This is a genomic window from Streptomyces sp. NPDC031379, assembly GCF_055569615.1.
In genome coordinates, this window is sequence record NZ_JBVIIT010000023.1 from 151,151 (window position 1) to 175,318 (window position 24,168).

At 71.7% G+C, this 24,168-nt stretch carries 21 protein-coding genes and 1 riboswitch; of the genes, 4 read left to right on the forward strand and 17 right to left on the reverse strand.

Annotated features, from left to right (window positions below; genetic code table 11):
* Positions 1-190 precede the first annotated feature (190 nt).
* From ACZ5CW_RS30255 to ACZ5CW_RS30280, 6 genes are all read right to left on the reverse strand, one after another.
* Positions 191-766, reverse strand: a complete 576-nt coding sequence (locus ACZ5CW_RS30255) for a GAF domain-containing protein (RefSeq protein ID WP_468606901.1) — start codon at positions 764-766, stop codon at positions 191-193.
* Positions 767-827: 61 nt separating this feature from the next.
* The gene (locus ACZ5CW_RS30260) at positions 828-1,427 is read right to left on the reverse strand and encodes a GTP-binding protein (RefSeq protein ID WP_468606903.1); all 600 of its coding nucleotides are present in this window, start codon (positions 1,425-1,427) and stop codon (positions 828-830) included.
* Complete coding sequence (locus ACZ5CW_RS30265) at positions 1,405-1,776, reverse strand: DUF742 domain-containing protein (protein WP_468606904.1); 372 nt, start codon at positions 1,774-1,776, stop codon at positions 1,405-1,407. The genes ACZ5CW_RS30260 and ACZ5CW_RS30265 overlap by 23 nt, the downstream gene beginning before the upstream one ends.
* 2 nt (positions 1,777-1,778) lie before the next feature.
* Positions 1,779-2,213 carry a roadblock/LC7 domain-containing protein gene (locus ACZ5CW_RS30270; protein WP_468606905.1) on the reverse strand — a complete coding sequence of 145 codons (435 nt, stop codon included), beginning with the start codon at positions 2,211-2,213 and terminating at the stop codon, positions 1,779-1,781.
* An 81-nt stretch (positions 2,214-2,294) separates the two neighbouring features.
* Positions 2,295-4,580, reverse strand: a complete 2,286-nt coding sequence (locus ACZ5CW_RS30275; RefSeq protein WP_468606906.1) for a sensor histidine kinase — start codon at positions 4,578-4,580, stop codon at positions 2,295-2,297.
* Between the two features lie 481 nt (positions 4,581-5,061).
* Positions 5,062-6,228 carry an MBL fold metallo-hydrolase gene (locus ACZ5CW_RS30280; protein ID WP_468606908.1) on the reverse strand — a complete coding sequence of 389 codons (1,167 nt, stop codon included), beginning with the start codon at positions 6,226-6,228 and terminating at the stop codon, positions 5,062-5,064.
* 282 nt (positions 6,229-6,510) lie between these two features.
* Here ACZ5CW_RS30280 and ACZ5CW_RS30285 point away from each other — a divergent pair, with 282 nt between their 5' ends.
* Both ACZ5CW_RS30285 and ACZ5CW_RS30290 read left to right on the forward strand, forming a co-directional pair.
* Positions 6,511-7,695 (forward strand): Glu/Leu/Phe/Val dehydrogenase dimerization domain-containing protein, encoded by a 1,185-nt coding sequence (locus ACZ5CW_RS30285; RefSeq protein WP_468606910.1) that lies wholly within the window; start codon positions 6,511-6,513, stop codon positions 7,693-7,695.
* 114 nt (positions 7,696-7,809) lie between these two features.
* Positions 7,810-8,430, forward strand: coding sequence for a TetR/AcrR family transcriptional regulator (locus ACZ5CW_RS30290; RefSeq protein ID WP_468606912.1), 621 nt, complete (start codon positions 7,810-7,812; stop codon positions 8,428-8,430).
* A gap of 342 nt (positions 8,431-8,772) precedes the next feature.
* Here the strand turns inward: ACZ5CW_RS30290 and ACZ5CW_RS30295 are convergent, their stop codons facing one another.
* From ACZ5CW_RS30295 to ACZ5CW_RS30305, 3 genes are all read right to left on the reverse strand, one after another.
* Positions 8,773-9,558 (reverse strand): SGNH/GDSL hydrolase family protein, encoded by a 786-nt coding sequence (locus tag ACZ5CW_RS30295; RefSeq protein ID WP_468606966.1) that lies wholly within the window; start codon positions 9,556-9,558, stop codon positions 8,773-8,775.
* A 258-nt stretch (positions 9,559-9,816) separates the two neighbouring features.
* Positions 9,817-10,737, reverse strand: coding sequence for a M23 family metallopeptidase (locus ACZ5CW_RS30300; RefSeq protein WP_468606914.1), 921 nt, complete (start codon positions 10,735-10,737; stop codon positions 9,817-9,819).
* A 5-nt stretch (positions 10,738-10,742) separates the two neighbouring features.
* Positions 10,743-10,899, reverse strand: a riboswitch (cyclic di-AMP (ydaO/yuaA leader).
* 310 nt (positions 10,900-11,209) lie between these two features.
* A complete protein-coding gene (locus tag ACZ5CW_RS30305) occupies positions 11,210-13,282 on the reverse strand; it encodes an alpha-galactosidase (RefSeq protein WP_468606968.1) in 2,073 nt (690 codons plus the stop codon).
* 170 nt (positions 13,283-13,452) lie between these two features.
* Between ACZ5CW_RS30305 and ACZ5CW_RS30310 the strand changes: the two genes are divergently transcribed.
* Positions 13,453-14,250 carry a tyrosine-protein phosphatase gene (locus ACZ5CW_RS30310; protein ID WP_468606916.1) on the forward strand — a complete coding sequence of 266 codons (798 nt, stop codon included), beginning with the start codon at positions 13,453-13,455 and terminating at the stop codon, positions 14,248-14,250.
* A gap of 499 nt (positions 14,251-14,749) precedes the next feature.
* On the opposite strand, the gene ACZ5CW_RS30315 is transcribed toward ACZ5CW_RS30310, so the two are convergent.
* Together ACZ5CW_RS30315 and ACZ5CW_RS30320 are read right to left on the reverse strand one after the other, a co-directional pair.
* Positions 14,750-14,872 (reverse strand): DUF6126 family protein, encoded by a 123-nt coding sequence (locus tag ACZ5CW_RS30315; protein WP_201841807.1) that lies wholly within the window; start codon positions 14,870-14,872, stop codon positions 14,750-14,752.
* Positions 14,869-15,495 (reverse strand): helix-turn-helix domain-containing protein, encoded by a 627-nt coding sequence (locus tag ACZ5CW_RS30320; RefSeq protein ID WP_468606918.1) that lies wholly within the window; start codon positions 15,493-15,495, stop codon positions 14,869-14,871. The genes ACZ5CW_RS30315 and ACZ5CW_RS30320 overlap by 4 nt, the downstream gene beginning before the upstream one ends.
* A 150-nt stretch (positions 15,496-15,645) precedes the next feature.
* Between ACZ5CW_RS30320 and ACZ5CW_RS30325 the strand changes: the two genes are divergently transcribed.
* Complete coding sequence (locus ACZ5CW_RS30325) at positions 15,646-15,933, forward strand: hypothetical protein (protein WP_468606920.1); 288 nt, start codon at positions 15,646-15,648, stop codon at positions 15,931-15,933.
* Positions 15,934-15,961: 28 nt separating this feature from the next.
* Here ACZ5CW_RS30325 and ACZ5CW_RS30330 read toward each other — a convergent pair whose 3' ends face one another.
* Genes ACZ5CW_RS30330 through shc form a run of 6 tightly spaced genes read right to left on the reverse strand, consistent with a single transcriptional unit; the run spans position 15,962 to position 24,113 of the window.
* On the reverse strand, positions 15,962-17,347 hold the full coding sequence (locus ACZ5CW_RS30330; RefSeq protein ID WP_468606922.1) for an aspartate aminotransferase family protein: 1,386 nt from the start codon (positions 17,345-17,347) through the stop codon (positions 15,962-15,964).
* The gene (dxs, locus tag ACZ5CW_RS30335; RefSeq protein ID WP_468606924.1) at positions 17,344-19,242 is read right to left on the reverse strand and encodes a 1-deoxy-D-xylulose-5-phosphate synthase; all 1,899 of its coding nucleotides are present in this window, start codon (positions 19,240-19,242) and stop codon (positions 17,344-17,346) included. Before dxs ends, ACZ5CW_RS30330 begins: the two co-directional genes overlap by 4 nt.
* A 31-nt stretch (positions 19,243-19,273) precedes the next feature.
* Positions 19,274-20,407, reverse strand: a complete 1,134-nt coding sequence (ispG, locus tag ACZ5CW_RS30340; protein ID WP_468606926.1) for a flavodoxin-dependent (E)-4-hydroxy-3-methylbut-2-enyl-diphosphate synthase — start codon at positions 20,405-20,407, stop codon at positions 19,274-19,276.
* A 4-nt stretch (positions 20,408-20,411) separates the two neighbouring features.
* Positions 20,412-21,434, reverse strand: a complete 1,023-nt coding sequence (gene hpnH / locus ACZ5CW_RS30345) for an adenosyl-hopene transferase HpnH (RefSeq protein ID WP_468606928.1) — start codon at positions 21,432-21,434, stop codon at positions 20,412-20,414.
* 5 nt (positions 21,435-21,439) lie between these two features.
* The gene (locus ACZ5CW_RS30350) at positions 21,440-22,081 is read right to left on the reverse strand and encodes a phosphorylase family protein (protein WP_468606930.1); all 642 of its coding nucleotides are present in this window, start codon (positions 22,079-22,081) and stop codon (positions 21,440-21,442) included.
* Between the two features lies 1 nt (position 22,082).
* Positions 22,083-24,113, reverse strand: a complete 2,031-nt coding sequence (shc, locus tag ACZ5CW_RS30355; protein WP_468606932.1) for a squalene--hopene cyclase — start codon at positions 24,111-24,113, stop codon at positions 22,083-22,085.
* Positions 24,114-24,168 lie beyond the last annotated feature (55 nt).

Consider the following 24,168-nt stretch of genomic DNA (forward strand, 5'->3'; position numbering starts at 1 on the left):
GAAGGAGCCCGCACCGGGTCAGAGGGGTGGAATCACCCTGCAATCTGCCGTATGCGCGGGCCGGGGTCCATCGAGCTTTTCTTAACCGCCGCCTCAGCTTTCCTTCATGCCCCGTGCGATGCCCCGCGCGATGCCCCTCGTCATGCCCTTCGCACGCCCGGGGGCGGGCCGTCCGGAGGGGCCGGGCCGTTCAGAGGGGCAGGCCGTCGTCGGCGCTCCGTTCGAGGCGTGGGACGAGGTCGGCGGCGAGCGCCTTGATGGTCTCCAGCCCCGCCCTCCCCCAGGCGCGGGGCGCTGTGTCGGCGGCGCACACGGTGCCGAGCGCCATACCGGAACTGTCGATGAGCGGGGCGCCGAGATAGGACCGGATGCCGTACTCGTCGACGACCGGATTGCCGGCGAACCGGGGATAGTCGCGGACGTCTTCGAGGACCAGTGCCTTGCGGCGGACCACCACATGGGGGCAGAAGCCGTGGTCGCGCGGCAGGACCCGGCCCAGCTCGGCTCGGCTGCCGTCCTCGCGGACGAACGGGGCGACGGCGGGGGCGCTCAGGCCCGCGAAGAACTGGTGGTCCTCGCCGATGAAGTTGACCATGGCGTACGGCGCCCCGGTGAGCTGGGCGAGGTGCACGGCGAAGGCGTCGAGCGCGGGATCGGGCCGGTCCGCCAGGCCGAGTCGGCGCAGCCGGTGGACGCGGGCGGGCGCCTCTCTGTCCTCGGGCGTGAGCAGCAGGCCTCGGACCGGTCGGGGCGGCTCGTAGCTCATGGCCGGGCTCCGTCGCTGTGGGCGTACCTCATATAGGGGCTCCGTGGGCGGTAGGGCGGAATCACATGTGGGCGCCACGGCTGGGCGCGGGCTCCGGGGTGTGGGCGAGGAGGTGGCGTACGAGGGTGAGCAGGGTCTGGACGCCGGAGCTGGAGATACGGGCGTCGCAGCGGACGACCGGGACCTCCGGGTCGAGGTCGATGGCGGCCCGCACCTCCTCGGGGTCGTAGCGGTAGCCGCCGTCGAACTCGTTGACGGCGATGATGAAGGCGAGCCCGCGTTCCTCGAAGAAGTCCACGGCGGCGAAGCAGTCCTGCAGCCGGCGGGTGTCGGCGAGGATCACCGCGCCGAGCGCGCCCTCGGACAGCTCGTCCCACATGAACCAGAACCGCTCCTGCCCCGGTGTGCCGAAGAGGTACAGCACATGCTCCGGATCGAGGGTGATCCGGCCGAAGTCCATGGCGACCGTCGTCTCCATCTTGTTCTCGATGCCGTCGAGGTTGTCCGTGGCGACGCTGACCGTGGTGAGCAGCTCCTCCGTGCTGAGCGGCGCGATCTCGCTGACCGCACCCACGAAGGTCGTCTTGCCGACCCCGAACCCGCCCGCCACGAGGATCTTGAGGGCGGTGGGGAACGGGTCAGAGCTGTCGTCGTAGTCCATCGAGCACTGCCTCCAGCAGAGACCGGTCAGTGGGAGTGTGGTGGAAGGCGGGCGGCTTGGTGGTCAGCGCCCCGCAGTCGACCAGGTCCGAGAGCAGCACCTTGGTGACCACTGCGGGCAGCTTCAGCTGGGCGGCGACCTCGGCGACCGAGACGGGCGCGCGGCACAGGTCGAGTGCCTGTGCGTGCTCGGGTCCGAGGTAGCCGAGCGGGGTCACCCCGGTGGCCATCACCTGCGACATCAGATCCAGGGCGACGCTCGGCTCGGTGCGGCCGTTGCTGACCGTGAACGGGCGCACCAACCGGCCGGCCGCGTCGTCCAGCCAGGGCCCGTCGCCGGCTGCGGCCACGCTCAAGGCCTCGTCGCCGTGGGTTCGACGGCGTGCTGCCGGGGCGCGGTCACCAGGTAGGGGCGGACACTCTTGACCAGCATGGCCATCTCGTAGCCGAGCACGGCCGCGTCTGCCTCGCGGCCGGCCAGCACCGCGAGGCAGGTGCCGGAACCGGCGGTGGTGACGAACAGCAGGGTCGAGTCGAGTTCGACGACGACCTGGCGGACGTCTCCGCCGTCGCCGAACCGGACGCCCGCGCTGCGGCCGAGCGAGTACAGCCCGGAGGCCAGGGCCGCCATGTGGTCGGCGCTGTCGGCGTCGAGGCCGTGGACGGACTTCACCAGTCCGTCGCAGGACAGGAGCACCGCACTGCTGGTGTGCGGTACACGCTGCACGAGGCCGCTCAGCAGCCAGTCGAGGTCGGATGCATGGGCGGTCGGCGCATCGCTCGCCATGGTGGATCGACTCCTTGGGGTACGAAGGTCTGCGGGAGCGCTGGACGGGGTGTACGGGGGTGGGGGGCGTACCGGGATGGGTCAGCCGGCCGGGGCGCTCCCGTCGGTCCGGCCGGTGCCACGGGTGCCGTCGGTCAGGGGCGCGTGGAGCCGCGCTTGGGCTTGGGGTATGGGAGCCGGGGCCATGTGGTCCGCGGCCGCGTGCTCCGCGGCCATGGGGTTCGCCGCCATGTGGTTCGCGCCCGTGCGGTCCAGGCCTCGGTGGTCGTGGCCTGCGTGTTCGGGCCGGGCACGCGGGGGTTCGGTGGACTCCGGGGGCGCCGGCTGAAGGGGGCCTCTCGCCATGTGCGCGGAGTCCATGTGCGCCGCGTCCATGTGCGCGGAGCCCATGTGCCGCGGCTCCAGGTAGGCCGCGTCCCCGTATGCCGATTCCCCGCCCGGCGAATGCCTGACCGCCGGCTGCCTGCCCGGCGCCTCGACGGTCGCCGACTCCATGTGCTGCTGTGCCTCGGCGAGTCCGATCCCGCGCTGGAAGGCCGCCATCAGCCCCGGGTCGTGCTCGGCGACGGTGTCGCCTTCCTGGCGGGGTGCGGGGCCGCCGCGCAACTGGGGCACGATGTGTTCCTGGGCCCGGCGGCGGGGCAGCCGGGGCTTGTCCATGGTGCCGCGCACGGTGCCGCCGCTCGGAGCGGGCGGCATGCCGGTGTGCGCCTCCACGACCGGCCGGTCCTCGGCGCTGACGCCGGGAACGGCCTCGGCGGGGGTCGGACGCGCATCCTGGGCGCCGCGCACCGGGAGCGGGGCGGGGGCAGTCCCGCTCCGCCCGCCCTCGCCGCTCTCGGCAACGCTCCGGGACACCTCGGTCCCGGCGTTCCGCCGCCCGGACCCGCTCTCTGCGTCCCGCCGCCCCGACCCTCGCTGGGCGTGCCGCCGCCGGCCGGTACCCGGGGCCGGCCCGGCCCCGGACCCGGCCGCGGTTCCGGACCCCGGCCCGGCCTGGGCCGGGACACCGGCTCCCCGCCGCGCCCCCGGGATCTGCGCGGGCGGCGGCAGGGGTGCCGGCATCTGCTGCGCCTGCTGCACCTGCTGTGCCGGTCCGGTGTCCGCGGGGTCCCTCGGCTGCGCGACGGTCACCCCGGTCGGCGCGCCGGGTGCTCCGGTCGCCGTTCCCAGCAGCGCCTGGGGGACGACGATCACGGCCTGTACACCGCCGTAGATGTTGGTCTGCAGCCGCACGGTGGTGCCGTGTCGGCGGGCGAGCTGGGAGACGACGTAGAGGCCGATGCGGCCGTCGGCCAGCAGGCTGGCGACGTTGACCTGGTCGGGGTCGGCGAGCAGGGCGTTCATCCGGTGCTGTTCGGCGACGGGCATGCCGAGTCCGCGGTCCTCGACCTCCACGGCGAGCCCGGAGGTGACGAGGTTGGCGCGGAGCAGCACCTGGGTCTGCGGGGCGGAGAACACCGTGGCGTTCTCGATGAGTTCGGCGAGCAGGTGGATGACGTCGGCGACGGCGTGGCCGCGCAGCTCTCCGTCGATCGGCGGCACCAGCTTCACCCGGGAGTACTGCTCGACCTCGGCGATGGCGGAACGCAGCACCTCGGTCATGTCGACCGGGTTGCTCCACTGGCGCCGGGAGACGGCACCGCCGAGCACGGCGAGGTTCTCGGCGTGCCGCCGGATGCGGGTGGCCAGGTGGTCCACGTGGAACAGGCCCTTGAGCAGGTCGGGGTCCTCGATCTCGTTCTCGAGGTCGTCGAGGATCGAGATCTCCCGGTGCACGAGGGACTGGAGCCGACGCGCGAGGTTGACGAAGACCTCGAGTTTCTGCTCGCTGCCCGCGTGGCTGGAGAGCTGGGCGGCCCGCACGACGGCGGTGACGGCGCCGTCGTGCGCGCGGGCCAGATCGGCGGCGAGCAGTTCGAAGTCGTCGGCGCCCTCGGACGGCCGGTGGCGCGTGCCGCTCTGCGGCGGGGTCTCGCCCTGGCGCAGCGCGTCGACCAGGGCGTGCAGGTCGGCCTCACCGCGGGCGGCGGTGCGGCGCAGCGCGTCGACCCGGTCGGCGACGGAGCGGGCGGCGCGGTCCGCGGCCACGGCGGCGATGAGGATGCCCGCGACGGCAACCGTGACCGCTCCGGCGAGCACGGCCCACAGGGTGGGGCCGGTGTGCGCGCCGGTGGAACGGATGCTGAACAGCACGGCGGCGGTGGCGCTCAGCGCGACCGCGAGGGGTGGCAGCACCGCGAGTCGCATGAGCTGGGGCCGTATGTGCGCTTCGGGCAGTGCGGGAGCGGGTCGTGCGACCGGTCGCCCGTGCCGGCCGCCCTCGCGGCGGTCGGCGCGGGTGGCCGGTGCTCGGAGGTGAGACATCTGCGTCCTCGTACTGGTCCGTCGGGCCTGTTTCCTCACGCGGCGCGCGCTGCGGGCATGCGTCATCGCGTGTGCCGGCCGGCGGGCCGGAGCACCCGGCCGCGCGTCGCCGACGGACACTCACAGTAGTTGCCTGAGCATCATGTGCGGGGGGCAGTTGCCAAACTCCCCCGAGGAGCGTCCCGCTCTGGTATGAAGCCTCGCACGCAAGACCGACGATCCGGCCGGACACCCTCACCCGACCCGAAAGCGACCGATAAGACCTGCTCAAAACCGGTCAGAAAAAGAAAATGACGGACGGTGGGGCGACGTCCGCCCGCCCCCCACCGCCCGCCCGTTTTACGACAGTTGTCCGTTTATCTTGCACGCCGGCCCCGCACGCCGGACCGCACACCTCGACCACCTCGCCCCTCACCCCACCGTCACGGAGAGTGAAGGTTCTGGCCCGCGCTCAGTGGGTTCTCCGGTCGGTGACGACGCGTCAGCCGCGCTTCGGCGGCTCGGCGACGAACGCCCCGACGGAGCGCCAGGTCCGGCGGACCTCTCCCGACACGCCTCGCCACCACGCCTCGGCCGGGAGCTTGCCCTCCGGCTCGAAGGGCTCGCCGGGCCGGGGCAGTGCCACCGCCTGGCCGGCCTCCTCCGCCGCCTCCTTCGTCCACTCCCCCGGCTCGGCCCACGCGTGCGGGGCGAGGTTGAAGGTGCCCCAGTGGATCGGCAGCAGCGCGCCGTGCGGCGCTCCGCCCTGCAGGTCGAGATGGGCGCGCAGGCCTTCCTCGGGCGTCATGTGGATGTCGGGCCAGAACTCGCTGTACGCCCCGATCTGGATCATCGTGGCGTCGAACGGGCCGTGCGCGGCGCCGATCTCCTCGAAGCCCTCGAAGTAGCCGGTGTCGCCGCTGTGGTAGATCCGGTGCTCCTCGCCGGCGACGGCCCAGGACGCCCAGAGGGTGTGCTGGGTGTTGCGCAGTCCGCGGCCGCAGAAATGGCGGGCGGGGGTGGCCGTGAGGGTGAGCCCGCCGACCTTCGTGGACTCGTGCCAGTCCAGTTCGCGCAGCCGGTCGGGGGAGACTCCCCAGTGCTCGAGGTGGGCGCCCACACCGAGCGGCACGGCGAACACGGTGTCCGTGCCGGCCAGCGCCTTGATGCTGGGCAGGTCCAGGTGGTCGTAGTGGTCGTGCGAGATCACGACCACGTCGACCTCGCCGAGCGCGGCCAGCGGCAGCGGCACCGGGTGCAGCCGCCTCGGCCCCGCGAAGGGGAACGGGGAGCAGCGCTCACCCCAGACGGGATCGAACAGGACCCGGTGGCCGTCGATCTCCGCGAGCACGCTGGAATGACCCATCCAGGTCAGCCGCAGTCCTGTGGCAGGAGGCTTGGCCAGGTCGGCGAAGGTCGTGGGGTGCACCGGGACGGTGCCCTTCGGGGCGCGCAGCGGCCGGGTGTCCTGGTCGAAGAACACCTTCGCGAAGTCCAGCGCGGAGCCGGAGGGCCGGGTACGCGCGACCCCGCCGGGGTTCTGGAAGACACCGTCCTTGAAGTGCGGGGAGCGACGGATGCGTGCCAGGCGCTCACCGCCCGGGTCCGCGCCGAAGGCCGCGGGCCGCAAGCCGCGGAGCCCGGAGCTCAAGGAACGCAAACCGGTCACGGTACCTCCAGGGGAAGTGGCTGAGGTCCTCCATTATGGTCGGCGCCTCCGACAGCCCCGGGCCGCCGGGTCACCACTCCGCTCCCGGCGGGCGTTACTGAATATCGATTCAGCACGTTGACAGGGCGCGCAGCGACTCCCGATACTGACCCGCGGTTCAGTAGCATCCGCCCCCGCCCCCGCCGTCGGCGACCCCGGGCCCCCTGGAGGCACCATGTCGGCCCGTGTCCCGTCAGAGCCCTCGACCGGCCCCGCCTCGATCACCGTCCCCCAGGAGACCCCATGACCGCCCCGGCTCCCCTGATGTCGCTCGTCTGGACCGATCACGTCACCGGCCGCCAGGGCTTCCTGGTCGTGGACCGGCTGGTGCGGGGCGTGGCGAGCGGCGGGCTGCGGATGCGTCCGGGCTGCACCCTTCGGGAGGTGACCGGGCTCGCCCGCGGCATGACGATGAAGGAGGCCCTGCACTACGACCCCGCGGGGCGCTACATCCCGCTCGGCGGCGCCAAGGGCGGCCTCGACTGCGATCCGCAGGCACCGGAGGCGTACGGGCTGCTGGTGCGCTACCTGCGCGCCATGCGGCCGTACATCGAGAGCTTCTGGACCACCGGCGAGGATCTCGGCCTGACCCAGGACCTGGTGGACCGCGCCGCCGCCGAGGCGGGCCTGGTCTCCTCCATCCAGGCGGTGTACCCGCTGCTGGACGACGAGACGGCGGCCCGCGAGCGGCTCGCGGACGCCTTCGCGGTCGAGGTGGACGGCATCGGCCTGGACGAGCTGGCCGGCGGCTGCGGTGTCGCCGAGGCGGTGCTCGCGGCCCTGGACCGGGCGTCGGCGCCGTACGCGGGCACCCGGGTCGCCGTGCAGGGCCTCGGCACGATGGGCGGGGCCACCGCACGCTTCCTCGCGCGCGCGGGTCTGACCGTGGTGGCGGTCGCCGACGTCAAGGGCACGATCGCCAACCCCGCGGGGCTCGACGTCGAGGCGCTGCTGGCCGCTCGGGACGCCTACGGCACCGTCGACCGGCGCGTGCTGCGCCACGGAGACCGCGAACTGCCCGGTGACGCCTGGTTGTCCACCGGGGCGGAGGTGCTGGTGCCGGCGGCCGTGTCGTACGCGATCGACACCGCCGACCAGGAGGGGATCACCGCCCGCTGGATCGTCGAGGCCGCGAACATGCCCGTACTGCCCCGGGCGGAGGCGCTGCTGGCCGCGCGCGGCGTGACGGTTCTGCCGGACGTGGTGGTCAACTCCGGGACCAACGCCTGGTGGTGGTGGACCCTGTTCGGCGACATCGGCGCGGACGCCGACGAGGCGTTCGCGCACATCCGGCGCTCGATGCGCACCCTGGTCGGCCTGATGCTCGACCGCGCGGAGGCCGACGGTACGACCCCGCGCGCGGCCGCCCACGCCCTGGCCGCCGACCGGCTGCCGGTGATCGCGGAACGCTTCGGGTGGTACCGGTGACGGGCCCGAGCGAACCTCGCCCGGACGCGGACGCGCTCTTCGCCCCCCGGCACCGAACTGCTCGAGCACAGAGCCCGTTCGGTGCCGTGCGCGACGACGGACTAGGGTGACCGCGTGGCGAGAGTGCGGTTGAGCGTGGCCGAGCGGCGGGAGGAGCTGCTGCGGGCCGCCATCGAGCAGATCGAGGCGCGGGGCGTGGCGGCGGTCAGGATCGCCGACGTGGCCTCGGCGCTCGGTGTGAGCAACGCGCTGGTGCTGTACCACTTCTCGACCAAGGAGAAGCTGGTCGCCGCCGCGTTCACGTACGCGGCCGAGGACGACCTCAGGCATCTGCGCAAGCTGCTCGGGCGCCGGACGTCCGCGCTGCGCCGACTGCGGTCGGCGGTGCGCTGGTACGCGCCCACCGGTCAGGCCAAGGGCTGGCGGCTGTGGATCGAGGGCTGGGCCGTGGCCCTGCGGGAGCCCGCCCTGCGGGAGGTCACCCGGGACCTGGACAAGCAGTGGAAGGCGGCGATCACCGAGGTCGTCGCCGAGGGCGTCGCGGCGGGCGAGTTCGTGTGCCCCGACCCGGCCGGTGCCGCGCTGCGGCTGACCGCGCTGCTGGACGGGCTGGCCGTACAGCTGACGTCGTACCCGGGCGGCGTGCCGCGCTCTCGGGCGCAGGAGTGGGTCGACGACGCCCTCGCCCGCGAACTGGGGCTCGACCGGGCGGCGTTGACCGACCGACAGCGCTGACCACTCCAAAGGCTCCGGGCGGGATCACACGCCGCACCGACCGCCCGTCCCGTCGCCCGCCGCGGCCGCGGCCGGAGACTCGGCCCGACTCACCCGCGACTCGAAGCGCCGCCCGGACACGGCCGCGGCACGAGACGCCGCCCGGAACACCCCCGACGGTCGAGACGCCCCGACACGGCCGCGGCTTCGAGCGCCGGTCCGACAAAGCAACGGCCTGTGACGCCCGTCCGGCGCGGGGACGGCTCGGGTCGGCGGTTGGGCCCGGTCGGGGCTGGGAGCGTCGGACGGATGCGGACGTGCCCCGGGCCGCGCGGTGCGCGGGCCGGGGCAGGGGCGGTGGGGTCAGGCCACGGAGGCGATCCGCATCTTGATGTCGTCCGGCGACAAGGTGCCCTTCGCCGTCACATGGTCGCCGGAGGACTCGCCGCGCAGCCGGCGGCCGATCCACGGGACGAGGTACTCGCGGGCCCAGTGGACGTCGTCGCGGCGGACCTCCAGGGTGCCCCGGGGCGGCAGCGGCGGCCACGGCTGCTCCGGGTCGGCCGGGACGTCGAGACCGAGGGCCTGCCCGGCCCGCAGTGCCACGCGCGTGTGCCCCTCGGGTGAGAGGTGGAGGCGGTCGCTGTCCCAGGCCCGGCGGTCCTGTACGGACTTGAGGGACCACAGGTCGAGTACGGGACAGTCGTACCGGTCGGCGATCGCGCGGACATGCCCGTTGTACGTGGCGATCTTGCCGCGCAGGTGCTTGAGCAGGGGAACGCCCCGGGTGTCGAAGCCGGTCGTCACCATCACCGTGCCCGCGACCTCGGTCAGCCGGGCCACGGCCCGCTCGAACCGCTCGGCCACCTCGTCCGGGTCGGTGCCCGGACGGATGATGTCGTTGCCGCCGGCGCAGAAGGAGACCAGATCCGGGGCCATACCTGCGGCCTTGGGGACCTGGTCGGCCACGATCTGGTCCAGCAGCTTCCCGCGCACGGCGAGGTTGGTGTACTGGAAGTCGCCCTCGGGACGCCGGTCGGCGAGGAGGACCGCGAACCGGTCGGCCCAGCCCACGAACGCCCCGTCGGGGCCGAGGTCGCCGACGCCCTCGGTGAAGCTGTCCCCCACCGCCACGTACGACCCGATCACTGATCTGTTGTCATTCTTCGAATCGTCTGCCACGTCGGACCATGATTCACCTATGGATGTGACCTACGCGACCGTAGGCGGGGGTTGACGAGCGGTGAGATGAGACACTCTTAAATACTTTGCCAACCCAGGAATACGTTCGCGATCAGGCATGTTGAGGGTGCGATCGCCACGCGGACACACCGAAGGCCGGACCCGGGGATCAGGGGTCCGGCCTTCGGAGGCGTGTCAGGCAGGGGGTTTCGGGCGACGCGGTCCTCAGCCGACCGGGACGCCGTGCTGGCGGAGGTAGCCGACCGGGTCGATGTCGGAGCCGTAGTCCGGCGTGGTGCGGATCTCGAAGTGCAGGTGCGGGCCGGTGACGTTGCCGGTGGCGCCGGACAGGCCGACCTGCCGGCCCGCGGTCACGGTCTGGCCGGCCGAGACGGAGAGCTGCGAGAGGTGGGCGTACTGGGCGTAGTGGCCGTCTTCGAGCTTGATGACGACCTGGTTGCCGTAGGCCCCGCCCCAGCCCGCCGAGACGACCGTGCCCGCGCCGACGGCCTTGAGGGAGGTGCCGGTCGGGACGACGAAGTCGACGCCGGTGTGGTAGCCGCTGGACCACATGCTGCCGGCCACGTGGTAGCCGGTGCCGACGGTGGCGCCGGCCACCGGGAGGGTGAAGCCGGTGGCGGTGGCCGTCGAGGGGGCGGAGCCGGACGACTTGGCCGGGGCCGCCTGCGTCCCGGAGGACTTGGCGGCGGTCGAGGCCTGGGGCTCGGCCGCGGTGGACTGCGGGGTGGCTGGCTCGGTGCGGGTCTGCGCGGCCTTCTTGCCGAGCGTGAGTTCGAGGCCCGGGTGGATCAGCGCGGGGTCGGCGCCGATGGCCTGCCGGTTGTCCTCGTAGAGCTGGTGCCAGCCGCCGCTGACGTGCTGCCGGCCGGCGATCGCGGAGAGGCAGTCGCCGGACTTCACCGTATAGGTGCGCACCGTCGAATCCGGCTGTGCCGCGGTCTTCTTCGCCGTGACGGGAAGGGACTGCACGGTCTTTCCGGAAACGGACTGCGCCGGGGTGGCGGCGTGCGCTCCGATGGCTCCGATGAGCGGCAGGGCCAGCGCGGCGCCGCCGGTTCCGGCGACGGCGATGGAGCGGGAAAAACGCGGGGTCTTGGGACGTCGGTGCTTACCCTTCGCGGGCATGGCGCAATTCCTCTCCGACGCCTGCGAGGTCAGCTGTCGGGTTCGGGCTGGAGCTGCCCGGCCGCGCGGTGCGCGACTTCACCCCTAGCCTGTCGCGGAGACCGGACAGGCAGTCGTACCTGGTGGGTCCCCCGCTCCTGCCGGACACGGGTCAAGTGTGTGCGGGCTCCGGGCGGCGGCAGGATTCGGCGTTCCGTCCGGATTGGTGGCGAACGTAAGCGAGCACGACGTACGGAAACAAGCAGCCGGTTCCCGCCGTTCCCTCATCCCAAGATCGAAGGCAGGGACAAGCGGTCACCCTGCGTGAATTCGGTGCCGTCTTCGCCTTTCAATTCCCCTTTTCAGGCATAAGAATTACGTGAACATGACGCGCGACACTCCGTCACCGATATGACGCTCCTCACGCACCATCCCGCCACAGGCCCTTATTCCGCGGCGAGTTGGAATTAAGGCGTCAATTCGGTCAGAAGGCTCAGATACGGCGTAGCCGGATAACCGCCGCATCCAGGTCGCCACGCAGCGCGGTGCGCAGCCCGTGGTGCAGCAGGACGGCCCCTCGATGCACTTCGCCCGTTTCGCGGCATTCGTACGCCGCTGTCGGGTCGAGTCCGCGCAGCCGCACCGCCGGCACCGGCTCGCCGTAGCTCTGCGCCTGCAGCCAGGCGAGGACCACCGTCTCGTCATCGAGGACGTACTGGACGGCACTCAGACCGCCCGTCGGGGGCCGCAGCCGGTACAGCTCGCCGCGCTGGACGACCGGGCGGATCTCCTTGTACAGCTCCACCCACCGCCGGGCCTCCGCCAGCTCCTCCTCGGTCCACTCCGTGAGGTCACCGCCGACACCGAGGACGCCGGCCATGGCGCTGACGAAGCGGAACCGCAGCGAACTGACCCGGCCGTTGAGCTGGGTGTTCGGGCTGTCGGTGACCCAGGCGGCCATGACCCGGGCGGGGTGGATCTGGGTGAAGCCGTGCTGGATGGCGAGCCGGTCCAGCGGGTCGGTGTTGTCAGAGGTCCACACCTGGTCGGTGCGGCTCATCACCTCGAGGTCGATCCGGCCGCCACCGCCCGAGCAGGACTCGAACGCGACCCCGGGGTGCGCCGCGCGCAGCCGGTCCAGCAGGGCGTACAGGGCCCGGACGTGGTCGACCCACAGGCGCTGCGGATACGCCTCGCCGGGCCAGCCGGCGTCGGTGAAGCAGCGGTTGAAGTCCCACTTCACATAGTCGATCGGAGCACTGGAGAGCAGGGTGTCCAGCTGCTCCCACAGGTACTCCTGGACGTCCTCGCGGGCGAGGTTGAGGACGAGCTGATTGCGCAGTTCCGTCCGCTTCCGTCCGGGTTGGTACTGGACCCAGTCGGGGTGGGCGCGGTAGAGGTCGCTGTCCGGGTTGACCATCTCGGGTTCGACCCAGATGCCGAACCGCATGCCGAGGCCGTGGACCCGGTCGGCGAGGGGCTTGAGGCCGTGCGGGAAGCGGTCGGGGTTGGGCGTCCAGTCACCGAGCCCGGCGCGGTCGCTGGTGCGGGCGCCGAACCAGCCGTCGTCCACCACGAACAGCTCCACGCCGATCTCGGCGGCTCGGCGGGCGAGGGCGGCCTGCTGCTCCTCGGTGATGTCGAAGTCGGTCGCCTCCCAGGAGTTGAACAGCACGGGCCGGTCCTGCTCCGCGTCCGGGATCACGTACGCACGCTGATAGGCGTGCCAGGTACGGCTCGCGCCCCCGAAGCCGCCGTCGCTCCACAGCCCCGCGAAGACCGGGGTGGTGTACGACTCCCCCGGCTGCAGGAGCAGCAGACCCGAGTCGTCGTGGCCGGCGCCGCCGGTGATCTGCACCCGGGCGTCGGGGAGTTGGGCGACGGCGATGCGCCAGGAGCCGGACCAGCCGAGGGCGCAGCCGTAGACCTCGCCGCGCTCCTCGGTGGCGTCGGTGTCGAGCGCCACCCAGGGCAGGTGCTGGTGACCTGTGTGGCCGCGGCGGCTGCCGATGACCTTCTCGCCGTACGTGAGCGGCGCACCGGTGAGCCGGGACTCGGCGGCCCAGCGCCCGTGCAGCTGGGACAGCCGCCAGCCCTCGCGGTCGGGCAGGGTCCAGGTGGCGGCGTCGGCGCGCAGTACCTCCACGCGCGCGTGCCCGCCGTTCTCCACGGTCGCCCAGCGCTCCACGACGTCCCCGCGCATGCGGTAGTGCAGGGTGATCGCCAATCCGTCGTCGTCGAAGCGCAGCCGCAGCTCGTCGCCCTCCGTGTCGTAGGCCTCGAAAGTCCATTCCGTGCCGCGCCGGTCGGCCGTGCGCACGGACAGGGCGGGGCGGACGAAGCGGGAGCCGCCCTCGACGGGGTACTCCTCGCGGCCGTCGAGCGGGGACTCGAAGGGCCAGTAGCCGGGCAGGGGGCTCACCGCCAGCGCCTCGGCGTCCACGAGCGCGATGCCCGGGCCCCAGTGGAGGTGGAGCAGCTCGTCGGCCTCGGTGAGATGCAGGGCATAACTGCTGGTGGGCCCCGACAGGAGCCAGGTACGACCGTCTTCGGCGATGTCCACCATCGAGACCTCACAGGTGCCAACAGATCCGCTCAAGTATGAACATCATCAGGCCGCGAAGGCCCTGGTGACAATGCCTGTGGACAACTCATTGCCCCAGGAAAGCAATGTCGTATGGTCGACTAGCGCCCGTCGACGAGCCGCGCCGGCGGGGCCGACCGGGAGGAGCCCCCGTGACGCAGCAGGTCCCGTCGACCGAGCCGGAGCTGGCCGGAGTGCGCAATTTCCGTGACGTGGGCGGACTGCCCACCGTGGACGGACGGCGGGTGCGGCACGGTGTGCTGTTCCGCAGCGGGCACCTGGCACACGCGACCGAGGAGGACGCGGTCTTCCTCTCCTCCCTGGGCCTGCACACGATCTTCGACTTCCGCAACGCGGCCGACCAGAAGCTGGAGGGCCCGGACGTCGAGCTGGCCGGCGTGCGGAACGTGAATCTGCCGCTGAGCGACCCGGCGGACGGCGCCGAGTTCTGGAAGATGGTCCGCGAGGGCGACCTCGAGCAGCTGCGCACGCTCCTGGACGACGGCAAGGCGGCGGCCCGGATGATCGCCTCGTACCGGACGATCGTCAGGGACCGCACCGCCGAGCACTCGCGCGTGCTGCACGCGCTCGCCGAGGACAACGTGCCCGCCCTGATGCACTGTGCGGCGGGCAAGGACCGCGCGGGCATCTCCATAGCGGTCACCCTGCTCGCCGTGGGCGTGGAGCGCGAGGCGATCGTGACGGACTACCTGGAGTCCAACGCGAAGCACCGCCGCTACAAGGTCCGCCGCAACGGCAGCCCGGACACCGCCTACACCCCCGAGGTGATGGAGCTGCTCAGTCCGCTCTTCGACGCCCGCGCCGAGTATCTGGATGCGGCCTTCCGGAGCATCGAGGAGACCTGGGGCGGTGTCGAGACCTACCTGGAGCAGGGCCTCTCCCTCACCCCCGGCACCCGCGAGCGGCTCCGCGAGCGCCTGCTGGACTGACCGGGTCAGGGAGCCCAGGGCAGGCGTACCGCCGCGAGGTCGAAGTCCTGGAGCAGCAACGGGTTGTAGTGGGCGAGGCACGGGGTGTCCGGTCCCGCCGGGCTGTGCGCGGCGAGGATCCCTATCAGCCGGTTCCAGGTCTCGCGGTCCAGGCTGCCCTCGGTGGGCGGCCGGATGCCGAGCGGCCGGCTGTCCTCCTCACGGGCCGAAGGGAAGCAGCGGTAGGGGGCAGGAGCCCCTCGGGCACCAGGGGGTCACCGCCACGCGGGCCCGGCGGCGCTGGTCGTACGTGGTGCCGGACGGGGCCCGTTCGTGCGCGTACATGGCGTCGAGCACTCAGGCCGCGTCCGGCATCGGTGGCGGCATGAACCCCGTGAGGCCGTCACCGGCCGTCGCCCGCAGCGAGTGGGCCGTACCGGGGGGGAGGTGAGGGGCCAGTGGGTGGCCGTCGGCGCGGCCGTCTCGGGCATCCGCTCATGATCCCACGCCGGCTCGCGGGTCAGCCCTTGGCGCCCACCGCGAACAGCAGGTAGAGGAAGGCGGCCAGGACATGGCCGAGGGCGATGTAGATGATCAGCCGTACCCACAGGGAACGGGGGAACTTCTCCTCGAAGTTGCTCATGGCAGCTCTCCGGTCAGCGGGCCCAGGCACAGGGTGGCCGTGGGACTCTGCAGCAGGGTGTGGACGAACAGCAGCTCCACGCCGTCGTGGTCCTCGGCGGCGAGGCGGTGCGGGGTGAGCGAGTCGAAGTGCGCGCTGTCGCCGGGCGCGAGCAGGTGCGCGGTGTCGCCGAGGCGCAGCCGCAGCCGGCCCGTGAGGACGTAGAGCCACTCCTCGCCCGGGTGGACGCGCACGATGTCGCCCTGCGAGCCGTACGGCACGCGCACACGCAGGGCCTGCATGCCACGGCCGGACGCCCCGGCCTGGACGTACGTCCAGCCGCCCGCCCGGGTCGCCTCCATGTCGGCGGCCCGCACGATCGCGTCCCGGTCGGCGACCGACTCGCCGAGCAGTTCGGAGACCGTCGTACCGTAGATGCGGGCGAGCGCGAGCAGCATCGGCAGCGAGGGCTGGCGATGCCCGGTCTCCAGGCGGGACAGGTGGGCCGGCGAGAGCCCGGCGGTGCGGGCCGCGGCCTCCAGGGTGAGGCCGGCCCGGCGACGCAGTGCGCGCAGCTGCGGCGCGACGGCGGGCAGGTCGTCGCCCTGGCCCGCCGCCGGCGACGCGGCGTCTGAGGCGTTCATGCCTCCATTCAGCCCGAATATTGCCCTAGCGGCAAATCTCTTGCCTGAGAGGCAAGGGGCGTCCCTCCGCGCAAAGGTGCACTCACCGGCGCCCCGGCGCTGTTATGATCAAGCCCAGCATTTGAACACGTTCAAATCATGGGGGATCACATGTCCGCGAACACCACACCCGGCCGAGCCGACACACCCGCCGGCGCCCTCGGTCCCACCGCACTCGTCCTGGGGGCCGTGGCCGCGGCGGGCGTGTGGCCGACACTCACGTTCGGCCTGCTGCCCGTGATGCTCATCGCCGGGGGGCTCGCCGTCACGTTCGGCTTGGCGGGCGTCCACTGTGCCCGCCGCGGCACCGGCCGACTGTGGACCGCCGCCGCGGGAACGGCCCTCGGCACGATCGGGCTGCTGTACCCCTTCGTCCTCGTCCTGGCACTGTCCTTCTGACCGGCCCTTTCCTTCCGGACGGCCGCGGTCAGCGGTTCGCCACCGCCTGCTTGATCAGGGTCTTGCCGAAGTCCCACATCAGGCCGCCGCCACTGTGTGCGTCGTCCATCACGGCGGCGAAGGCGTCCACGAACCGGTCCACATCGGCCTCGTCGATGACCAGCGGCGGGATGAGCTTGATCACCTCCAGGTGGTCGCCGGAGACCTGCGTGAGGATCCGGTGCCGTTGCAGCAGCGGGACGACGACCATCTGCGCGAACAGGCCCTTGCGTGCCGCCTGGAGCATGGTCCAGCGGCCGCGCAGCTTCAGCGAGGACGGCTTGCCGAACTCGATGCCGAGCATCAGGCCCCGCCCGCGCACGTCGGCGAGCAGCTCGTACTCGTCGACCAGTGCGGTCAGCCGGGACTTCAGCAGCTCGCCGGTCGCGCGGACCCCGGCGACGATCTGCTCGTTCTCCATGACCGCCAGCACGGCCAGGCCGCACGCCATCGCCGGGGCGTTGGAGCCGAAGCTCGCCGAGTGGACCAGGACGCGGTCCATGGACGAGTAGACCTTCTTGAAGATCCACTCCTTGCCGAGGGTGGCACCGACCGGGACATAGCCGCCGGACAGCGCCTTGGCCACACACACCAGGTCCGGCTCGACCCCGTCCTCGTGCTGGTAGGCGTAGAAGTCGCCGGTGCGGCCGAGGCCGGTCTGCACCTCGTCGGCGATGAGCAGCGCCTTGTGCTTGTGCAGCAGCTCCTGGGCGGCGCGCAGATAGCCGGGCGGCGCCTCGTGCACGCCCTTGCCCTGGATGGGCTCGACGATCAGGGCGGCCACGTCGCCCTTCTTCAACTCCCGTGCCAGGGCGTCGAGATCGCCGAGGGGAACGGCGGTGTCGGGGAGCAGCGGGGCGAAGCCGTCACGGAAGCCGTTCTCGCCGTTGACCGACAGCGAGCCGGTGGTCAGGCCGTGGAAGGCGTGGTCGCAGTACAGGACGCGCGGTCTGCCGGTGGCGTACCGGGCGAACTTCAGGGCCGTCTCCACCGCTTCGGTGCCGCTGTTGCCGAAGAACACCCGGTCCAGGTGCGGGCTGTGCGTCAGGAGCCGCTCCGCGAGCAGGCCCGGCAGCGGCTGGCAGTCGAAGCGGGTGAGGTCGGCGAGGTTCAGGTCGAGGACGTCGTGCAGCGCCTTGCGGACGACCGGGTGGTTGCGGCCCAGGCCCATCACCCCGAACCCGGCGAGCATGTCCAGGTGGTCGTTGCCGTCCGCGTCGAAGAAGTGGGCGCCCTCGGCACGCTCGTAGACCTTGTCGAAACCGATGGTGTGCAGCATGCGCGGAAGCTGCGGGTTGAGGTACTTCGCGTGCAGCTCGTAGCGCTCGGCGCCGCGCTCGGCCAGCAGGGCGCCGAGGTCGAACTCCGTGGTCATGCACTCTCCTTGGCTGTGCCGTCGACGTCCTTGACGGCCAGGCTCGCGCTGATCCGCCCGGCGATCTCGACGGGCGTGAGGCCGATGTCGGCCAGCACCTCGCCGCGCTTGGCGTGCGCGAGGAACTGCTCGGGGATGCCGAACCGCCGCACCGGCACGTCCACGTCGGCATCGCCCAGGGCCAGGGCGACGGCCGACCCGACGCCCGCCGCACGGCTGTTGTCCTCGACCACGGCCACCACCCGGTGCCCGGCCGCCAGAGCGGGCAGGGCGGGGTCGACGGGCTTGACCCAACGCGGGTCGACCACCGTGCAGCCGATGCCACGGGCCTGAAGCAGCTCGGCCGCCTGCAGGCACACCGGTGCCATCACGCCGACGGCCACCAGCAGCACCTCGGGGCGCTCGTCGCGGTGCAGGACGTCCATGCCGCCCACGTGGTCGATCGCCGGGATCTCCGGGCCGGCGGACTCCTTGGGGAAGCGGACCAGGGTCGGCGCGTCGTCGACGGCGACCGCCTCGCGCAGCTGCGCCCGCAGCTGGCCGGCGTCGCGCGGGGCGGCGATCCTCAGGCCCGGTACGACCTGGAGGATCGACATGTCCCACATGCCGTTGTGGGACGCGCCGTCCACGCCGGTGACGCCGGCCCGGTCCAGCACGAAGGTCACCCCGCAACGGTGCAGGGCCACGTCCATCAGCAGCTGGTCGAAGGCACGGTTGAGGAAGGTGGCGTAGACGGCGACGACCGGGTGCAGGCCGCCGGTCGCGAGCCCGGCCGCGGAGACGGCCGCGTGCTGCTCGGCGATGCCCACGTCCCACACCCGGTCGGGGAACCGCTCGGCGAACTTCGCGAGCCCCACCGGATGCAGCATGGCCGCCGTGATGGCGACGACGTCCTCCCTCTCCTGGCCGATCCGTACGATCTCGTCGCCGAACACCGAGGTCCAGGACGGCCCGCCCGCGGGCGCGAGCGGTGCGCAGGTGAGCGGGTCCATCACGCCGACGGTGTGGAAGTGGTCCTCCTCGTGGGCGAGGGCGGGCTCGTAGCCCCGGCCCTTCTCCGTGAGGCAGTGGACCAGGACCGGGCCGTGGAAGCGTTTCGCCCGGCGCAGCGCGGACTCGACGGCGCCGATGTCGTGGCCGTCGATCGGTCCGACGTACTTCAGGCCCAGGTCCTCGAACATGCCCTGCGGGGCGAAGGCGTCCTTGAAGCCCTTCTTCGCGCCGTGCAGGGACTCGTAGATCGTGTTGCCGACGACCGGCGTCCGCAGCAGCACGTCCTTGCCCCAGGCGAGGACCTTCTCGTAGCCGTCCGTCGTGCGCAGGGTGGCCAGGTGGTTGGCGAGGCCGCCGATGGTCGGCGCGTACGAGCGCTCGTTGTCGTTGACGACGACGATCAGCGGCCGGTCCTTGGCGGCCGCGATGTTGTTCAGCGCCTCCCAGGCCATGCCGCCGGTCAGCGCACCGTCACCGATGACCGCGACGACGTGCCCCTTCCCCCCCTGCACCTGGTTGGCCTTGGCGAGGCCGTCGGCCCAGCCCAGCGCGGTGGAGGCGTGGCTGTTCTCGATGACGTCGTGCTCGGACTCCTCGCGCGACGGGTAGCCGGACAGTCCCCCCTTGCCGCGCAGCTTGGAGAAGTCCTGGCGGCCCGTCAAAAGCTTGTGCACATAGCTCTGGTGTCCGGTGTCCCACAGGATGCGGTCGACCGGCGACTCGAAGACCCGGTGGAGCGCGATGGAGAGTTCCACGACCCCCAGGTTGGGCCCCAGATGGCCGCCGGTTCTCGACACCGCGTGCACCAGGAACTCGCGTACTTCCTCGGACAGTTCGCCGAGTTGCGCCTCGGACAGCGCCTTCAGGTCGCGTGGTCCCCGGATCGTCTCCAGAATGGTCACGCTCAGGCCCCCTCTCGGTCCGTGCCTTGCCTCAACTCACGTGATCTGCGGGACTCGCCCCTTCGGCGAGCTTCATGGCCTCCTCGATCAGGGTCTCCACGATCCTGGACTCGGGGACGGTCTTGACGACCTCGCCCTTCACGAAGATCTGGCCCTTGCCGTTGCCCGAGGCAACTCCGAGGTCGGCCTCGCGGGCCTCGCCCGGGCCGTTGACCACACACCCCATCACCGCGACCCGCAGCGGCACCTCCATGCCGTCCAGACCCGCGGTGACCTCCTCGGCGAGCTTGTACACGTCCACCTGGGCACGTCCGCAGGACGGGCAGGAGACGATCTCCAGGCGCCGCTGCCTGAGGCCGAGCGACTCCAGGATCTGGATGCCGACCTTGACCTCCTCGGCCGGCGGGGCCGACAGGGAGACGCGGACGGTGTCGCCGATGCCCCGGGACAGCAACGCGCCGAAGGCCACTGCCGACTTGATCGTGCCCTGGAAGGCCGGACCGGCCTCCGTCACCCCCAGGTGCAGCGGGTAGTCGCACGCTTCGGCGAGTTGCCGGTAGGCCTCGATCATCACGACCGGGTCGTTGTGCTTGACGGAGATCTTGAGGTCCCTCAAGCCGTGCTCCTCGAAGAGGGACGCCTCCCACAACGCGCTCTCGACCAGCGCCTCCGGCGTCGCCCTGCCGTACTTCGCCATCAGCCGCCGGTCCAGCGAGCCCGCGTTGACCCCGATGCGGACGGGCGTGCCGTGGTCCTTCGCGGCGCGCGCGATCTCCTTGACCTGGTCGTCGAACTTCTTGATGTTGCCCGGGTTGACGCGGACCGCGGCGCAGCCCGCCTCGATGGCCGCGAAGACGTACTTCGGCTGGAAGTGGATGTCCGCGATCACCGGGATCTGTGACTTGCGGGCGATGGTGGCGAGGGCGTCCGCGTCGTCCTGCGTGGGGCAGGCGACGCGGACGATCTGGCAGCCGGACGCGGTGAGTTCCGCGATCTGCTGCAGGGTGGCGCCGATGTCGGACGTACGGGTCGTCGTCATCGACTGCACCGACACCGGCGCTCCGCCCCCGACCGCCACCGGCCCGACCTGGATCTGCCGCGACCGGCGACGCGGCGCGAGAGGACGGGCCGGTACCTCGGGAACGCCCAAGGGTACGGCGGTCATCGTGTCACTCCCGGTTTCCGGCGACGGCCTCGCGCATGGCCCGCAGCGACTCCTTGAGGGAGCCCATCGTGGCGAGGACGGCGGTGGGCTCGTAGCCGCAGTGCGCCATGCAGTTGGCGCAGCGCGGGTCCTTGCCGCGGCCGTACTTGTCCCAGTCGGTCTTCTCGATGAGTTCGCGGTACGTCGGCACGTAACCGTCGCTCATCAGGTAGCAGGGGCGCTGCCAGCCGAAGAGCGAGTAGTTCGGGATCGCCCACGCGGTGCACGGGAAGTCGACCTTGCCCTCCAGGAAGTCCAGGAAGAGCGGCGAGTGGTTGAGCCGCCACTTCCTGCGGTTGCCGCCGGCGAAGGCCTTCTTGAACAGCTCGCGGGTCTGCTCGACGCCGAGGAAGTGCTCCTGGTCGGGTGCCTTCTCGTAGGCGTAGGCGGGCGAGATCATCATCTCGTCGACCTTGAGGTCGTCGTTGAGGAAGTTGAGCACCTCGATGATGGTCTGCGGGGTGTCGGTGTTGAAGAAGGTGGAGTTGGTCGTCACCCGGAAGCCGCGCCGCCGGGCCTCCTTGATGGCCTCCACCGCCTCGTCGAACACGCCCTCCTTCGCGACGGACTCGTCGTGCCGCTCGCGCAGCCCGTCGATGTGCACCGCGAAGGCGAAATAGGGCGAGGGCTTGAATTTGTCGATCTTCTTGCGCAGCAGCAGTGCGTTGGTGCACAGGAAGACGAACTTCTTCCTCGCCACCAACTGCCGCACGATCTCGTCGATCTGCGGGTGCATCAAGGGCTCGCCGCCGGCGATGGAGACCATCGGCGCACCGGACTCCAGCACCGCGCCCACGGCCTGGGCGACCGGCATGCGCTGCTTGAGCACACCGGCCGGGTGCTGGATCTTGCCGCAGCCCTCGCACTTGAGGTTGCAGGCGAAGAGCGGTTCCAGCTCGACGATGAGCGGGAACTTGTCCCGCCTGCGGAGCTTCTGTTCAGCCAGGTATGTAGCGACCTTGATGGACTGACGCAACGGCATGGCCATCTGGCTCACCTCCGGGGGAGCAACAAAGAACGGTGCCATTCATAAAAAGCAGGAAGAACAGATCGAAGAACACGGAAAGCCGATATTCCACCGCGCACCGTGCCGATCCGGACGAGTTCATGTTCAGGAGCGTCCACGACCACCCGCACGGCCGCAACGGGGCGTTCGCCCGCACGGCCGGCCGCGAGGAGCGTGGCCGCCGACTCCATGTCGACCGCGATCGCGCCGGTCGCGAGCAGATCGGACCGCTCCGGACCCCGGACCACATGGTCGGAGCCGGTGAGCGGGCCGGTGTGCACCGTGCGTCCGGGCAGGATGCGCACGAGTTCCTTGACCAGCAGGTCGGTTCCCACGCACGGGACGGTCCCGCGCGGGTCCCGGGTCTCCTCGGCGACGACCAGGTCGCCGGGGTGCATACCGGGGGCGAGTCCGGCACAGAAGCCGGTGGCCAGGACGGCCGCGTCGGCGAGCGCCGGCTCGGACAGATACCGGGTGACGGACCGTTCCGCCGCCCGGGGTCCCATGCCCGTACGGACGAAGGTGACCGGCCCGCCGGCCCCGCCCCGGTCGCCGGTGCGCAGGGCGAGGTGCTCGATGCCGAGCGCGCAGGCGATCAGCAGCGGAGCCGGAGCGGGCTGGGTGCTCAATTCAGCCCCCCTCGGCCTGTGAAAGAGCCTCCTCGGCCCGGGCGAGCAGATTGCGCTCGAACGGGTCGCCGTGCAGGTACCGGCCGAGGGCGGTGAGCGGGAACACCTGCCGGTACAGGTGGTAGTTGATGGAGAAGTCCCACGGGAAGCCGGTGCCGGTGAAGTACGGCTCGTCCCAGCTGCCGTCCTCGCGCTGGGTGCCGGCCAGCCACTGGATGCCGCGCTCGACGGCCTTGGAGTCCTTCTCCCCCGCCGCGAGCAGCGCCATGAGCGCCCACGCGGTCTGCGAGGCGGTGGAGGCGCCGCGGCCGCTCCACTCCTTGGTGTACTTGTAGGAGCGCAGGTCCTCGCCCCAGCCGCCGTCGTCGTTCTGGACACTCTCCAGCCAGGTCACCGCCCGCCGGATCGCCGGGTGGGAGCCGGGCAGGCCGGCCGCGGTCAGCGCGGGCACCACCGAGCCCGTGCCGTAGATGTAGTTGACGCCCCAGCGGCCGAACCAGGACCCGTCCGCCTCCTGTTCGGCGAGCAGCCAGTCGATGCCGCGCCGGGTGCGCGGGTCGTGGGCGAGGCCCTCGGCGGCGAGCATCTCCACCACGTGCGCGGTGACGTCCGCGGACGGCGGATCGATGACCTCGCCGAAGTCGCAGAACGGCAGCCGGTTGGGGAACGGGCTGGTGTTGTCGACGTCGAAGGCGCCCCACGCGCCGTTCTTCGACTGCATCCCCAGGTTCCAGCGCACGGCCCGCCCGATCGCCCGGTCCACGCGCTCGGGGTCGTGGTGCCGGACCCGGCGCAGCGCGAGAGCCACCTCGGCGGTGTCGTCGATGTCCGGATAGTTGTCGTTGTGGAACTCGAACGCCCAGCCCCCCGGCGGCAGTTGGGGCCGCTTGACGGCCCAGTCACCCGGGCGGACGATCTCCTCGCCGAGCATCCAGTCCGCCGCCTTCACCAGCTGCGGATGGTCGACGGGCAGCCCCGCGTCGACCAGCGCGATGGTGGCGAGGCAGGTGTCCCAGACCGGGGACTGGCAGGCCTCGATCATCCGGGCGCCGTCCTCGCGCCAGACGGCGAAACGGTCCAGCGAGGCGAGGCCCTCGCGCATCACCGGATGCTCGAGGTCGTAGCCGAGCAGGTACAGGGCGATGATCGAGTACACCGCCGGAGGCTGGATGCCGCCCCAGCAGCCGTCGTTCTCCTGCCGCTCGATGATCCAGCGGGCGGCGGAGTTCATCGCGGCCTTGCGCAGTCTGCGCGGGGCGACCTTGCGCAGCTGGTGCAGCATCTTGTCCAGACGCTGGAACGCGCCGTCCCAACTGGCCACGGGAGCCACCGGCTTGGGCGGGTTGGGCAGGGCCGGGTCGGTGTGCAGCTCGTCCAGCGGGAAGGGCGCAGGGCGGACCGGACGCTTGGCCGAGACGATGGTGAGCGGCACGATGGTCTGCCGGGCCCAGCACCCGAAGTCGTAGATGTTGAGCGGCATCCAGCTCGGGAAGTAGATGAGTTCCGGCGGGAGTTCGGGCAGGTCCTCCCACTTCCACCAGCCGAACAGGGCGAGCCAGATCCGGGTGAAGACGCGGGCGGCGGCGATGCCTCCGCGTTCCCGGACCCAGGCCGATGCCCGCGCCATGTGCGGGGCGTCGGGCGCGTCGCCCGCCAGGCGCAGGGCCACGTAGGCCTCGATGGTGGTGGACAGTTCGCCGGGGCCGCCGTAGAAGGTGGCCCAGGTGCCGTCCGCGCGCTGCTCTCCGCGGATGAACCGGGCGGCGGCCTCGGTCGTCGCCGCGTCGCGGATGCCCAGGAACTGACGGAGCAGCAGGTCCTCGGCGTCCATGGTGACGTTCGTCTCCAGGTCGCCCTTCCACCAGCCCTGGGCGTCCTGCCGGGCGAGCAGGAAGTCGGTGGCGCGCCTCGCGGCGCCTGCGGCGGCTTCTTGTACCCCGGCCGCCCCGGGGGTGGTGAGGGTGGTGTCGCTGGCCGCGGCAGCGCGGGGCGGCAAGGTCGCCCCGGTGCTTCCGTCGGTCGTCGCTGTCATGGCTTCCCCTTCGTGCAGTCGTGCGAGTCGTGCTGCTGTGGGTCCGCCGTCGGCC

Coding starts and splice junctions, on each gene's coding strand:
- ACZ5CW_RS30255 (WP_468606901.1), bottom strand. CDS start 766: ATGAGCTACGAGCCGCCCCGACCGGTCCGAGGCCTGCTGCTCACGCCC.
- ACZ5CW_RS30325 (WP_468606920.1), top strand. CDS start 15,646: ATGTCCGCGAACACCACACCCGGCCGAGCCGACACACCCGCCGGCGCC.
- ACZ5CW_RS30270 (WP_468606905.1), bottom strand. CDS start 2,213: ATGGCGAGCGATGCGCCGACCGCCCATGCATCCGACCTCGACTGGCTG.
- ACZ5CW_RS30330 (WP_468606922.1), bottom strand. CDS start 17,347: ATGACCACGGAGTTCGACCTCGGCGCCCTGCTGGCCGAGCGCGGCGCC.
- hpnH (WP_468606928.1), bottom strand. CDS start 21,434: ATGGCCATGCCGTTGCGTCAGTCCATCAAGGTCGCTACATACCTGGCT.
- shc (WP_468606932.1), bottom strand. CDS start 24,113: ATGACAGCGACGACCGACGGAAGCACCGGGGCGACCTTGCCGCCCCGC.
- ACZ5CW_RS30300 (WP_468606914.1), bottom strand. CDS start 10,737: ATGCCCGCGAAGGGTAAGCACCGACGTCCCAAGACCCCGCGTTTTTCC.
- ACZ5CW_RS30260 (WP_468606903.1), bottom strand. CDS start 1,427: ATGGACTACGACGACAGCTCTGACCCGTTCCCCACCGCCCTCAAGATC.
- ACZ5CW_RS30315 (WP_201841807.1), bottom strand. CDS start 14,872: ATGAGCAACTTCGAGGAGAAGTTCCCCCGTTCCCTGTGGGTACGGCTG.
- ACZ5CW_RS30305 (WP_468606968.1), bottom strand. CDS start 13,282: ATGGTGGACATCGCCGAAGACGGTCGTACCTGGCTCCTGTCGGGGCCC.
- ACZ5CW_RS30285 (WP_468606910.1), top strand. CDS start 6,511: ATGACCGCCCCGGCTCCCCTGATGTCGCTCGTCTGGACCGATCACGTC.
- ACZ5CW_RS30320 (WP_468606918.1), bottom strand. CDS start 15,495: ATGAACGCCTCAGACGCCGCGTCGCCGGCGGCGGGCCAGGGCGACGAC.
- ispG (WP_468606926.1), bottom strand. CDS start 20,407: ATGACCGCCGTACCCTTGGGCGTTCCCGAGGTACCGGCCCGTCCTCTC.
- ACZ5CW_RS30275 (WP_468606906.1), bottom strand. CDS start 4,580: ATGTCTCACCTCCGAGCACCGGCCACCCGCGCCGACCGCCGCGAGGGC.